Source organism: Hymenobacter daeguensis, assembly GCF_054780555.1.
Genome location: NZ_BAAGWC010000014.1, coordinates 139,932 through 152,513, shown reverse-complemented (window position 1 = coordinate 152,513; position 12,582 = coordinate 139,932). Strand labels below are relative to the sequence as shown.

The following is a 12,582-nucleotide window of genomic DNA, read 5'->3' as shown; positions in this document are numbered from 1 at the left end:
CGCCTGCTGAGCGTGACCCCGCTGGCCGGCCCCGCGCCCGGCCCGCCCGGCACGGTGCTGGTGGCCTCGGCTGCCGAGGGGCTGGTAGTGGCGTGCGGCGCGGGCGAGGCCCTGCGCCTCGATGCCGTGGCCCTCGACGAAGGATATTTCACCGGGCCGCAGCTGGCCGCGCTGGGGGTGCAGGCCGGCGAAGTGCTGGCCAGCCTGCCCGTGGCGCAGCACGCGCCGGTGCTGGCCGATTGATGCTTTTGCCTTCTTTTCCAACCCCCAAGTCTTACCAACCATGAAAACTCGTTTACTTCTTCTACTCCTGCTGCTGCTGACCGGCGGTGCCCGGGCGCAGACCCTGCTGAAGCAGGAGAGCTTCGAAACCGACGGCGAGGGTACGCGCTACACCACCAATACCTTCGACTACCGCAGCGCCAGCGTGGCCCCCGACGGCACGGCCACCGGCTTTACGCGGTACTGGACGCGCAACTGCGCCAACCCGGTGCTGAACCCGTACCCGGCCGGGCAGAGCACTTCGCCGCCCAACGCCTCGTTCGGGGCCAATGCCTTTCCCATCACCATCGGCAACACCACGGGCTCGTGCTTCTGGATAGGGGAGTCGGTGCGCGGCATCAATGCCACGGCGGGCAGCGACACGCAGCCGGCGGCCTATGTGGAGCTGACGCCTACCAACACCACCGGCTATACCGGCCTGCAAGTGCGGGTAGACCTGGCCCAGGGCACGCGCGTGCCGCCCAACAACGGCGTGCTCCAGATTGAGAATGATGACTTTATCCGGATTGAATACACGTTTGACCCCATCACGAACCCTTCGCCGGCGTGGGTGGTCATCGGGCAGTTTGTGGGCGATAACGCGGCAGCCGCCACGGCCGGCAACTGGCGGCAGGACGTGGGCCGCGACGGCTCCTCGGCCGATGACGTGGCCCTGGGCTCGCCCATTCTGAGCCAGACGCTTACCACCTACACCTTTCCCATCACCCCAACCGGCAGCGCCCTGCGCGTGCGGGTGGTGCTGGACGAGCGCGGCGGCAACGAGGAGCTGGCCTTCGACAACATCCGGATACTGGGCACGCTGAGTGCGACCTCGCCGCCGGTGCTGGGCAGCATTGAAAGCTCCGTGCTGCCCTATTCGGAGGGCCAGGCGGCCACGCAGGTGACCAGTGCCCTGACCGTAAGCGACGCGGATAGCCCCACCCTGGCCGGTGCCACGGTGCAGTTTGTTTCGGGCTTTGTGTCGGGGCAGGATGTGCTGGCCTTCACGGCGGGCAACGGCATTTCGGGCACCTACACCTCGACCACCGGCGTGCTGGCCCTGAGCGGAACGGCTTCGCTGGCCAGCTACCAGGCCGCCCTGCGCTCGGTGACGTACCGGAATTCCAACGTGGTCACCGCCATCGGGGGCAACCGCGTGGTGCAGTTCACGGCCACGGACGGCACCAATAGCTCCAATGCCGTTTCGCGCACCATTGCCGTGACGGCCGTGCTGAATGGGCCGGTGGCGCTGCCCTACGCCGAAGATTTTACGACCGACGGCGAGGGCCTGCGCTACAACTCCAACCAGTTTGCGCCGGGCCCCAACGCGGGGTTTCTGCGCACCAATGCCAACCCGTACGATGCGGCCGGCAGCCCGACCACGTTCACCAACATCAGCAACGGCTACTACTGGTTTGGCGAAAACACCACCATTGCCAGCAACCCCGACCCGCTGCGCATTGGCCGCCTCACGACCCAGCAGGTTGATGCTACGAACTACACCAACCTGCAATTTCAGATTCGGCTGGGAGCGACTTCGGTGGGCAGCCGCATTCAGAACACCGATTACTTCAAGCTCTACTACCGCGCCGGCGGGAGTGCCGGCACCTGGACGCTGTTCGGGTCGTTCCGGGGCACTTCGACCGGCGGGAGCGGCGTGATGAAGCAGGATGCCGACCCCAACAACCCCGGCACTTTCCCCACGGGCACGACCCTGACCGAAGCGCTGCAAAACTTCACCTTCGCCCTGCCCGCAGCCCTGAATGGCCAGCTGGTGGATTTCCGGCTGGATTTGTCGATTGACGACGACCCGGCCGACTTTGCCTTCGACCTGCTGCAGGTAACCGGTACGCTCAGTCCGCCGGTGGTGACCGCGCCGGCCAACGGCAGCCTGCTCAACACCCGCACGCCCGCCTACTCGGGCACGGCCCCGGCCGGCAGCACCGTTACAGTTATTGTGGACGGTAGCAGCATCGGCACGACGACGGCCACGGCGGGCGGCACCTTCAGCCTGACGCAGCCCACGAGCCTGGCCGATGGCAGCCACACGGTGCGGGCCACAGCCACCCTGAACGGGGTGCCCAGCGCCAGCAGCAACACGAATACTTTCACGGTTGATGCCACCGCCCCGACGGTGACCATCAGCTCGACGGCAGGCGCTTCGGGCAGCACGACCAGCACCTCACCGATTCCCTTCACGGTGACGTTCTCGGAGTCGGTGACGGGCTTCATTGCGGGCGATGTGGCCGTAACCAACGGCACGCTCTCGGGCTTCTCGGGCAGTGGCACGACTTATACTTTCACCGTGACGCCGGCGGCCAACGGCCCGGTGACGGTGAGCGTGCTCGCCAACGTGGCGCAGGACGCGGCCGGCAACGGCAACACGGCCGCCCCGCTGTTCAGCATCACCTACACCCAGCCCGTGACGGCCGCGCCGGTGGTTACGACCCCGGCCAACGGCAGCCTGCTCAACACGGCCACGCCCACCTACAGCGGCACGGCCCCGGCCGGCAGCACGGTGACGGTCATTGTGGACGGCAGCAGCATCGGCACGACGACGGCCACGGCGGGCGGCACCTTCAGCCTGACGCAGCCCACGGCCCTGGCCGATGGCAGCCACACGGTGCGGGCCACGGCGCAAACCAGTGGCGCGGCGGTGAGCCCCAGCAGTGGCACGAACACTTTCACCGTGGACACGGTGAGCCCGACGGGAGTCATCAGCTCGACGGCGGGCGCTTCGGGCAGCACGACCAGCACCTCGCCGATTCCCTTCACGGTGACGTTCTCGGAAAGCGTGACCGGGTTTGTAGCCAGCGACGTGGCCGTGACGAACGGCACGCTTTCGGGCTTTAGTGGCAGCGGCAGCACGTACACGTTCAACATAACGCCAGCGGCCAACGGCCCGGTGACGGTGAGCGTGCCCGCCAACGCGGCGCAGGACGCGGCCGGCAACGGCAACACGGCTGCCCCGCTGTTCAGCATCACCTATACCTTGCCCGTGACCCTGACGACCTGGACCGGGGCGGCTTCGACCGATTGGTTTACGGCCAGCAACTGGACGGCCGGGGTGCCCACCAGCACCCTCGATGCCCGGATTTCGGTGGTGGGCACGGGCCGCTACCCGCTCATCAGTGCTGGCACGGCTGCCACGCGCAGCCTCACGGTGAACACCGGGACTACGCTCACGCAGACGGGGGGCACGCTCGACGTGCGGGCCGACCTGACCAACAACGGCATCTTCACGCTCACGGGCGGCACCGTAGTGCTGGGCACTGCGCCCCAGAGCAACGGCCCGAACATTCTGGGCAGCAGCAGCATTCGTTTCTGGAACCTGACCGTGAACAACAACGGCGTGCTGCTGAGCACCTCGGCCGGCGCTTCGGTGCAACGTCTGCTGACGCTGAACGGCGCTTTCGTGACGCAGAGCAACGTCTTCACCCTGGAAAGCAGCAGCGCCGGCACGGCTATGGTGGTGAACAACAGCGGCGGCTTCGTCTTTGGCACGGCCACCGTGCAGCGCTACATCGACCCCAGCCTGAATGCCGGCCTGGGCTACCGGCACTACAGCTCACCCGTGGTGAGCACCACCGTGGCCGACCTGAGCACCAGTACGTTTACGCCAGTGGTGAACCCGGCCTACAACACCGTGGGCAATACCGTGACGCCTTTCCCCACGGTGTATGGCTACGATGAAAGCCGCGTGACCGCCACCAACGCCACCACGCAGAGCTTCGACCAGGGCTTCTTCTCGCCCGACACCACCACCAGCCGGCTGACTCCGGGCCGCGGCTACACCGTCAACATCGACGCGGCCAGCAAGGTCGATTTGGTGGGGGCGCTCAACAACGGCACCATTTCGGTGGGGGCACTCTCGCGGGGCAGCACGGCCAACGCGGGCTGGCACCTGCTGGGCAACCCTTACCCGGCACCGCTGGACTGGAGCGTGGCGCGCACCGGCCTGCCAGCCGGCGTGATTGACGCCGTGTACGTCTTCAAGTCCAGCAGCCAGTACGCCGGCACTTACCAGTTCTACCAGAACGGTTTCGGCACGCTGCCGGGCGGGCTCATTGGCTCGATGCAGGGCTTCTTCGTGCGGGTGAGCCAGCCGGTGGCTTCCTTCAGCTTCCTCAATGCCTGGCGCTCGACCACCTACCAGAACCCCGCCTTCAACCGCCCCACTGCCGACCTGCGGCCCGCCGTGCAACTGGAGCTGGTAGATGCCCGGGGCACCCGCGACGCGGCATTCGTGTACTTCGAGCAGGGCGCCACCGCCGGGCTCGACGACCACTACGATGCCGTGAAGCTGCCCAACACTACCGGCCTGAACCTGGCCTCGGTGGCCGTGGGCAGCAACCTGGCCGTGAACGGCCTGCCTCCGATGGGCAGCGCGTCCGTCACCGTGCCGCTGTTCATTGGCCTGCCGGCCACGGGCACCTACGCCCTGCACGCGGCGCAGCTGCTCAACTTCGCGCCCGGGGCCCAGCCCTGGCTGCGCGACCTGCAGCTCAACACCCTCACCGACCTGAGCCTGACGCCTGACTACACCTTCACCATGAACGCGGCCAACACCACTCCGCGCTTCGAGCTGGTGTTTGGGCCAGCGCAGGTGCTCAGCACTTCGGCCGCGCTGGCGGCCCAGGTGGCGGTGTATCCCAACCCGGCCCGCACGGCCGTGGCCGTGGAGCTGCCCGGCAGCCTCAGCCGCCAGCCCGTGACGGCCGCCCTGGTCGATGCCCTGGGCCGGGTGGTGCAGCAGCAGGTGCTGCCCGCCGGCCTGAGCACGCACAGGCTGCCGCTCAGCAACGTGGCCACCGGCGTGTACTCGCTGCGCCTGAGCACGCCGAGCGGCATCATCGTGAAAAAGCTGATTGTGGAGTAAGCAACGGGTTCTACCTTTTTTCTGCTGCTTCTACCATGTTGAAAAGCCCCGGCTTGCTGATGCAGGCCGGGGCTTTTTGCGTGGCGGTGGGCGAGACGGGCTACTTATTGCGGCATTTCCTCCACTTCCACCCGGCGGTTCCGCACATCGGGCGAGGGGTAGAGCGGGCGCGAGTCGCCGTAGCCAATGGTGCTGATGCGCTCGGCCGCGATGCCGGCTTTCACCAGGTACGCCTTCACCGCTTCGGCGCGCTGCTCCGAGAGCACGAGGTTTTTTTCCGGCTCGCCCACCCGGTCGGCGTGGCCCGATACGCGCAGCTTGAGCGCGGGCCGGGCTTTCAGCTCGGCGGCCAGCTGGTTGAGGGCCGGGCTCGACTCGGGCAGCAGCTCGGGCTTGCCCACCCGAAACAACACCGTGGGCAGCACCACCGGCGTGGTGGTGATGAGGGGAGCCGGAGCCGGGGCGGGCCGGGCGGTATCGGGCGGGGCAACGGCCACCGGCGGCGTGGGCGGGGCCGGGGGCACCTTGCCCGTTACCGTAATGGTGATGGGCACCACCGGGCTTTGCTCGGTGGGGTAGTAGCCCTGCCGGAGGTAGAAGGTGGTGGTTTTGGTGAGCTTGGTGCGGTAGGTATTGCCGGCCGCAAGGGGCTGTTTCAGCTCGGCATCGGCGTACCAGAGCACGTTGCGGCCCGATACGCGAATGCTGCTTTCGACCCCCGCCGGCACCGTGGCGGCCGATTTCAGCTTGATGCGATAGAACGTGTAGGTGCCCACGCTGCAATCGCCCACCGGGCGGTAGGTGGCGTGGCCGGTCAGCTTTTCCAGGGCCGGGTCGTAGGTGAAGGTGATGGAGCCGTCGCACCAATAGCTGCCAAACGAGCGGCCGGTTTCGTTCAGCTTGTCGCCGTGGTCGAGGCGCAGGGTTTTGGCCGTGCCGGTGCCCGTCATCTGAAACGTGACCGAAATGCCGGGGCTGCCGCCCACTTCCTCATATAGTACCCCAAACAGGCCGGAGCCTTTGCCTTTCTGCAGCCGCAGCACGGCGGGCCAGTAGCCATCCGGCTTGCCGGTTTCGGTTTCTACGCCCTGCCATACGCCCGTCAGGGACTGGGCCTGCGTCGGGCCGGCCAGCAACAATGCCGCCAGGCCATACCAAAAGCTGTGTTTCATTTTGCCAGAATGTAAGTAGCGCATCAGGAGTTAACAGGATTGAACCACGGACGGCCGAAATACAAAAAGGCTGCCGGAATGAGTTCCGGCAGCCTTTTTTACAGGGTTGGGCGCTGCCCGGCGGTTTAGCGCAGCGGCGTTTTGAGCTTCACGAAATAAATGCGGTTGAGGTCCACTTTGCCGGTGGCGGGCAGGATTTTGGCCGCAAAACCGTTCTGCCCGTTGTCGAGCACGCCAAAGTCGTCGTCGTTGGAAATGGCCAGCAGGTCGTTGCCGATGAGGACCATGCCCTCGGCTTTGTCGTGCGGATAAACGGGCGAAATGTCAGTCAGCAGGTCCAGCACCAGGGTTTTCGTCACGGGCACGATGCCGGCCGTGGTCAGGGCCGCCGCCGTTTTCAGCTGTTCCACCGTCTGGCCGCCGTAGAGCTTGCCGGCCGCCGTGTTGGCAGGGTCCGAAATGTCGGTGGCCCCGGCCAGGTCGAACTTATACACCCGCTTGAAGGTGGCCGGCGCGGCCGGGTTGCCGCCGTACAGACCGTCGCGCTCCAGCGCCAGGAAAGTGGTGTTGGTGATGGCCGCGATTTCGCTGCACCCGGTCAGGCCGGCATTTTCCATGAGGTAGGCGTACTGCCTGGTTGCGCCCGTGGCAATATCGAACGTGACCACGCGCAGCACCAGCGAGCCCGACACGGCCGCCGACGAGGGGTTGTACATCGGCGACTGCATCAGCCCGACCAGCGTTTTGCCGTCCGGCGTGATGGTCAGGCCCTCCATGCCCCGGTTGGGGCGGCGGCGGGCCAGCACCAGCGGCAGCGTGCGGCTGCCCGTGCCGGTACCGAAGGGGTTGATGCGCTCGATGGTGCGGCCTGTGGCATCGAAGTGCGCGATGTGCGGCCCGTACTCGTCGCTAATCCAGAACGAGCCGTCCGAGGCCAGCACCAGGCCTTCCGAGTCGATGCCATCGGGGCTGGTGCCGAGCGACTGGCCGGTCAGGTCGAGGGCGGTTTCGCCGGTGCTGCCCTGGCCCACGGGGTTGGGCAGGCCGGTGAGGGGCTGGCCGGCCGCGTTTTTCAGCAGAATGGTTTGCTCCAGCGTCAGCACGCCGTCTTTCATCCGGAACTTGCCAATCTGGGGCGTGAAGTCGGCCTTGCCGAAAACGATGGAGTTGGCCGCCGTGCCGGCCGCGTTGGGGCCCCGGTCGGTGAGCAGGTAAAACACGGCCGGGTCGTTGGGGTCCTGGGCCATCGACGAGCCGAAGCCCCCGTTGTACAGCACCGTGCCATTGGGGGCCGTGGCCAGCACGCGCGGGCTGCTGGCCTCCGCAAAAGCCGGGTAGGTGAGGGCCGTGGAGCCCGTCTCTTCGTCCTTTTTACAGCCGCCGAGCAGCACGCTTCCAACGAGAATTCCACCAAAAACCCTGGCCAAAGGGGAGTATTTCAAGTGCATAATGCGGGTAATAGAAATGAATTATCCCGCAAAAGTCTGGTGACGGTGTTTCCTGAATATTGCCGCAGGGCTACGCTTTGGGTGCATTCGGCGGCTGGCTATTTCCTGCCCGCCGCCGGCTGCTGCTCGCTCCTTATTTTTTCCGCCACTTCCACCATCGGCGCTACCCAAATGTCTTTTTCGTGCGCTTTCAGGTAGCGCAGCAGCTGGCGGTGCGCGGCCAGGTCCACGTTCAGCGGGTGCCCGCCGCCCACGCCGTGAAACAGCAACACCAGCAGCGTGTGCGTCTGCTGCGCCTGCTTCACCAGGTCAATCATGTACTGCCCGTTCTGGCCGTTGATGGAATAGGCGTCCACGTTGTCGAGGTTCACTTCGGCGGCCGTTTGCAGACCGGGCGACACGCCCCGCGCCGCCGCAAAATCGGGGCGCAGCTGGTCGTAGAAGGCCACGCCGCCAATCAGCCGGTCGCCGCAGGGGTAGGCGAAGGTGCGGCTGGCTTTGCCGTCGATGGCCGTCAGCAGCGCATTGTTGGCCCTGATTTCGTCCACCGCCCGGCCCACGGTGTAGGTGTGCAGGTCGTGGTCGGGCTTCACGAAGCTGCGGCCCGGCAGGCTGCCGTCGCAGGGATGAAACAAGGCGTGGTTGCCCAGCTCGTGCCCGTGCCGTGCTGCCTTGCGCCATTCCTCCAGCCGCTTCATCACCACCGGCGAGGAGCCGATGAGGTAGAACGTGCCCCGGAAGCCGGCCGAATCCAGGGCCGGCACCACGTTGTCGAGGTCCACGTCGATGGCGTCGTCGTAGGTCAGCACCACGGCGCAGGATTTCCCATTCCACGGGTTAGTGGTTTGGGCCGAAACAGGCTCCCGTCCGGCCAGCAGCAGCAGCAGAACGGGAGCCAGCAATAAGGTTTTGGCGAAGCTCATGGGCTGCAAATTAGCCCAGGTACGCCATGTCTTCCGCGCTGAGCTGAATTTCGGCCGCTTTCAGGTTTTCGCGCAGGTGCGCCAGCGACGAGGTGCCCGGAATCGGCAGAATCCAGGGCGACTTGTGCAGCAGCCAGGCAATGTTGAGCTGGGCTTCGGTCACGCCGTATTTCCTGGCCACTTCGGCCAGCTTGTTGCCGGCATTGGGCAGCCCGTGCACCAGCGAGAAGAAGGGAATGAGCGGAATGCCGTGCTGCTCGCACAGCGGCAGCACTTCCTCGCCGCCCCGGGTTTCGCCATACGGCGCGCTCAGGCTGGTGCGCTGGGCGTAGCCGTACATGTTTTCGACGGTGGCAATCTCGCCCAGCTTCAGGCCGGCTTCCAGCTCGGCGCGGTTCACGTTGCTCAGGCCCACGTGCTGGATTTTGCCTTCCCGCTGCAGCTCAAACATGGCCCCGAGCTGCTCTTCCAGCGGCACCGGGCCGTGGCCCATCAGGCGCAGGTGCACCAGCTGAATCTGCTCGCGCCGGAGGGTGCGCAGGTTGTTGTCGATGCTGGTGCGCAGGTTGTCGGGGGTGTTGAAGGGCACCCAGCTTTTGTCGGGGCGGCGGGTGGCCCCCACCTTGGTGCAGATGACGAGGCCGGCCGGGTAGGGGTGCAGGGCCTCGGCGATGAGGCGATTGGTCACGTCTTCGCCGTAATAGTCGGCCGTGTCGATGAAATTGACCCCGCTGGCCACGGCGGTTTTCAGAATCTCGAGGGCCTGCGGCCGGTCGGCCGGCTCGCCCCAGATGTCGGGGCCGGTGAGGCGCATGGTGCCGTAGCCGAGGCGCGAAACGGTGAGCGGTTGGGCGGAGTGTTGGGCAATGGTGATGGTGGACATGAGAAAAGAATAGGGTTAGGCTATTGGAGACGGTTTGCCGGGCCGAATGCTTGAAATCCCGGCCGGCAGTGGGCGCGTTGTGGGCGTGCTACGGCCCGTTCTTGCGTAATTCGCAGCTTATGGCTTCTTATCACTCGCCCTGGCAACGGCCGTTGCAGCGGTTCTACTGGCACTCGGTACTGGCCCTGAGTGTGTTTTTTGTGCTGGGCGCGCTGCTGCTCGTGCTGCTGGTGCGCGGCACGCTCTCCGGGCTCGATGTGCAGCTGGTGCTGCGGGTGGGCGGCCCCGTTGGCCTGCTCATTGCCGGGCTCGAAGTGTATGTGTATCCGCAGCTGTTTGCGCGGGTGCGGCTCGGAACGCGGCTGGCGCTGGGCCTGGTGCTCTACCTGGCCGGCTTCTGGGCCATGCTCTACCTCATCCACCGCACGTTCAACAACGCGCCCGACAACCACCTGCTGGCTTCGCTCGAAGGCGAGGGCCTGCACAGCTGGCGCAGCCTGGCCATCCGGCCCGAAGGCCGGGCCTTTGTGCGCCTGCTCACCGGCTACGGCATTCTGAGCCTGTTCACGTCGCTGCTCTACCAGCTCAGCAACAAGGTGGGCCGCCCCGCCCTGCTGCGCCTGTTTCTGGGCCGTTACCACCACCCCGTGGCCGAGCAGCGCATCTTCCTGTTCGTGGACGTGAAGGGCTCCACCACGCTGGCCGAGGAGCTGGGCAATGCGCGCTACAGCCAGCTCATCCGCGACTTCTTCTTCGACATGGGCGCGCCCATCGTGGCCCACCGGGGCGAGATTTACCAGTACGTCGGCGATGAGGTCGTCGTGACCTGGGAGTGGCAGCCCGGCCTCGAGCAGGCGCGGTGCGTGCGCTGCTTCTTCGCCATGCAGCAGGCCATCGACCTGCGCCGCGACTACTACCTGCGCACCTACGGGGCCGTGCCTGCCTTCAAGGCTGGCCTGCACGGCGGCCCGGTGATGGCCACGCAGGTCGGGGCCGTCAAGACGGAGCTGGTGTTCCACGGCGACGTGCTCAACACCACGGCCCGCATCGAGGCCAAATGCAATGCCCTGCACAGCCGCCTGCTGCTTTCGGCCGCTCTCTACGAAGCCCTGCCGCACCCGGCCGAATTCCGGTTTCAGGCCCTGGGCGCGTTTCCACTGCGCGGCAAGGCCGGCACCGTGGCCCTGTATTCGGCCGAAACCGGGGGAGGGCAGTAAAGTAGCGCCGCGCCGGATGGGGCTACTCCGGCGCGCCCGCCGGCTGTCCAAACACCAGCCAGTTCGACTGCCGGGCCGTTTCCGTCCGGCGGTGGCCCAGCTTCACTATGCGGGTTCCGGCCCGGTACCAGCCTTCGTCCCAGTCGCCCATGTCCAGGTAGAGCGCATTGCGGGCTCCCAGCTCCAGCAGGTCATCGGCAAACTGCTTCATCGTCAGGTTATCGGCCACGCTCTCCACTACCGCCCACCGGCGGCCCGCCAGCTCTGCCAGGGCCCGACGCTGAAACAAGCTGCCGCCGTCCGAATGCACCCTGCGGCCCCGAAACACCAGCAGCTCCTGTAGCAGCAGCGTGCCGTGCTGCCGCCGCACCCGCTCCAGCTCCGCGCCGGCCGGCGACTGCCCTCCGGGAATCTGGGTAATCGTGAGCGAGTCGCCGATAATGGTTAGCATCCCATCCAGAAACCCCACTTTGGCCCTGGGCTGCCGCACGCGGCCGTTGTCCACCAGCAGGTCCAGGGGCTGGTCGGTATCCAAATCGGTGTAGGCGGCGGCCACGCTCAGCTGGTTGTGGCTGTCGGCCGCGTCCGGCCTGGCCGTTACCACCCGAATGGCCAGGCCCTGCGGATGAAACACCGAATACTGGTGGCCGTTTGCCGTGGTCCGGCCTTCCAGCCGCACCTCCGCGGCGTTTCGGGAGCAGGCGCACAGGCCGGCCAGCAGAAAAATCAGGAGACGGTTTGGCAGTACGTTCATCGGGGAGCAATGCGTTTCGGCTACCCAAACCAGTTTTCAGCCTTAAAAATTGTGCAGCCAGAAGGCCAATGGCCAGCGCGGGCAGCCTAACTCATGCCTGCATAGCCGTGCCCGGCAGCACCCCCGCCGGCTCAATGCCCTGCTCATCCTTGCGGAGCACCGGCTGCCGGGCTTTGCCCTTGGCCCGGCCCTTGCGGAAGGTGATGCTCCAGATGCTGTCGTAGTCGTCGTCGGGCCATTCCTGGGGCTCTTTGATGCCCAGGGCGGCGGCAATCTTCACAATGTTGTGGTGCTCCCACACCAGCAGCACGGTGCCGCGCTGGCGGCGCAGCTCCTTCACGAGGCCCTTGATTTCGTCGGGCGCGTAGTCGCTGTTGATGGTCAGGTTGTGCTGCACGGCGTAGGGCAGCACGGTTTGCATCATCCGCACGCGGGTGGTCTGGTCCTTGTCGGTGCCGATGCAGGGCACGTAAGTGAAGTGCGGCGGCCGGGGCATCACCTTGTTGAGCACATCGGGCAGGGCCAGCGCCCGCTCAAAGCCCTTGGCCGACAGGTTGTCGCCCTCGGTCGGCTTCTCACCGTGCCGGATAATCACAATCCGGAGCACGGGGCCTTTGGGCACCGGGGGCGCCTTGGGATGCACCGGGTTGAGGTGGTAGAGCAGAAACAGCTTGGTTCGGTCCAGCTCGGAGAAATGGTCTGTCATGAATGGCCGCGTTAAGTAGCCCGGTCAGGTATCGGGCCATGCGTTAGCTGCGGCATACTAGCTCAGCTGTTGCAGGGTTGCAGTCGGCCGTCGGCTGGGGCTTTTAACTGTGCCGAAAGAGGCCCCAAGCCGCTGCCGCAGCGGGCCGCGTCGCGCCCCTGGCACCTCTCAAGGCCGTTGAGGAAGCTAAGCGTGTCTTGAAGTTGCGCCGGGTGAGCCGGAAGATTGCCATTCCGGCCAATCAAAGTCGCTTTGCCGCACTGTGCGGTAGTCTCCCGCCAACCACGGTGCCCTTTTCAGCTTCGGCTGAAACGAGCGAAGCCCGTGGTCGGCAAACCA

9 protein-coding genes are annotated in these 12,582 nt (G+C 66.0%); 3 read left to right on the top strand and 6 right to left on the bottom strand.

Annotated features, from left to right (window positions below; all coding sequences use genetic code 11):
* Positions 1-243 (top strand): hypothetical protein (locus ACYVHT_RS15880; protein ID WP_460553859.1); only part of this gene is annotated, 243 nt, incomplete at its 5' end.
* 40 nt (positions 244-283) lie between these two features.
* The gene (locus ACYVHT_RS15875) at positions 284-5,140 is read left to right on the top strand and encodes a T9SS type A sorting domain-containing protein (RefSeq protein WP_460553856.1); all 4,857 of its coding nucleotides are present in this window, start codon (positions 284-286) and stop codon (positions 5,138-5,140) included.
* A 104-nt stretch (positions 5,141-5,244) separates the two neighbouring features.
* Here the strand turns inward: ACYVHT_RS15875 and ACYVHT_RS15870 are convergent, their stop codons facing one another.
* The 4 genes from ACYVHT_RS15870 to ACYVHT_RS15855 all read right to left on the bottom strand — a co-directional run bounded on the left by ACYVHT_RS15870 (position 5,245) and on the right by ACYVHT_RS15855 (position 9,566).
* Positions 5,245-6,312 (bottom strand): OmpA family protein, encoded by a 1,068-nt coding sequence (locus ACYVHT_RS15870; RefSeq protein ID WP_460553853.1) that lies wholly within the window; start codon positions 6,310-6,312, stop codon positions 5,245-5,247.
* A gap of 125 nt (positions 6,313-6,437) precedes the next feature.
* Entirely contained in the window at positions 6,438-7,754 is a 1,317-nt protein-coding gene (locus ACYVHT_RS15865; protein WP_460553850.1) for an esterase-like activity of phytase family protein, read from the bottom strand.
* A gap of 104 nt (positions 7,755-7,858) precedes the next feature.
* Positions 7,859-8,683 (bottom strand): polysaccharide deacetylase family protein, encoded by an 825-nt coding sequence (locus tag ACYVHT_RS15860; protein WP_460553847.1) that lies wholly within the window; start codon positions 8,681-8,683, stop codon positions 7,859-7,861.
* Between the two features lie 10 nt (positions 8,684-8,693).
* The gene (locus ACYVHT_RS15855; RefSeq protein ID WP_460553844.1) at positions 8,694-9,566 is read right to left on the bottom strand and encodes an aldo/keto reductase; all 873 of its coding nucleotides are present in this window, start codon (positions 9,564-9,566) and stop codon (positions 8,694-8,696) included.
* 119 nt (positions 9,567-9,685) lie between these two features.
* Between ACYVHT_RS15855 and ACYVHT_RS15850 the strand changes: the two genes are divergently transcribed.
* Positions 9,686-10,783, top strand: coding sequence for an adenylate/guanylate cyclase domain-containing protein (locus ACYVHT_RS15850; protein ID WP_460553841.1), 1,098 nt, complete (start codon positions 9,686-9,688; stop codon positions 10,781-10,783).
* Between the two features lie 22 nt (positions 10,784-10,805).
* Here ACYVHT_RS15850 and ACYVHT_RS15845 read toward each other — a convergent pair whose 3' ends face one another.
* Both ACYVHT_RS15845 and ACYVHT_RS15840 read right to left on the bottom strand, forming a co-directional pair.
* Positions 10,806-11,537 carry a hypothetical protein gene (locus ACYVHT_RS15845; RefSeq protein WP_460553838.1) on the bottom strand — a complete coding sequence of 244 codons (732 nt, stop codon included), beginning with the start codon at positions 11,535-11,537 and terminating at the stop codon, positions 10,806-10,808.
* A 91-nt stretch (positions 11,538-11,628) separates the two neighbouring features.
* A complete protein-coding gene (locus ACYVHT_RS15840) occupies positions 11,629-12,243 on the bottom strand; it encodes a histidine phosphatase family protein (protein WP_460553835.1) in 615 nt (204 codons plus the stop codon).
* Between the last annotated feature and the right edge of the window lie 339 nt (positions 12,244-12,582).

Excerpts from the sequence above, each read along its gene's own strand:
- ACYVHT_RS15875 (WP_460553856.1), top strand. The coding sequence starts at position 284 with ATGAAAACTCGTTTACTTCTTCTACTCCTGCTGCTGCTGACCGGCGGT.
- ACYVHT_RS15870 (WP_460553853.1), bottom strand. The coding sequence starts at position 6,312 with ATGAAACACAGCTTTTGGTATGGCCTGGCGGCATTGTTGCTGGCCGGC.
- ACYVHT_RS15860 (WP_460553847.1), bottom strand. The coding sequence starts at position 8,683 with ATGAGCTTCGCCAAAACCTTATTGCTGGCTCCCGTTCTGCTGCTGCTG.
- ACYVHT_RS15855 (WP_460553844.1), bottom strand. The coding sequence starts at position 9,566 with ATGTCCACCATCACCATTGCCCAACACTCCGCCCAACCGCTCACCGTT.
- ACYVHT_RS15850 (WP_460553841.1), top strand. The coding sequence starts at position 9,686 with ATGGCTTCTTATCACTCGCCCTGGCAACGGCCGTTGCAGCGGTTCTAC.
- ACYVHT_RS15845 (WP_460553838.1), bottom strand. The coding sequence starts at position 11,537 with ATGAACGTACTGCCAAACCGTCTCCTGATTTTTCTGCTGGCCGGCCTG.
- ACYVHT_RS15840 (WP_460553835.1), bottom strand. The coding sequence starts at position 12,243 with ATGACAGACCATTTCTCCGAGCTGGACCGAACCAAGCTGTTTCTGCTC.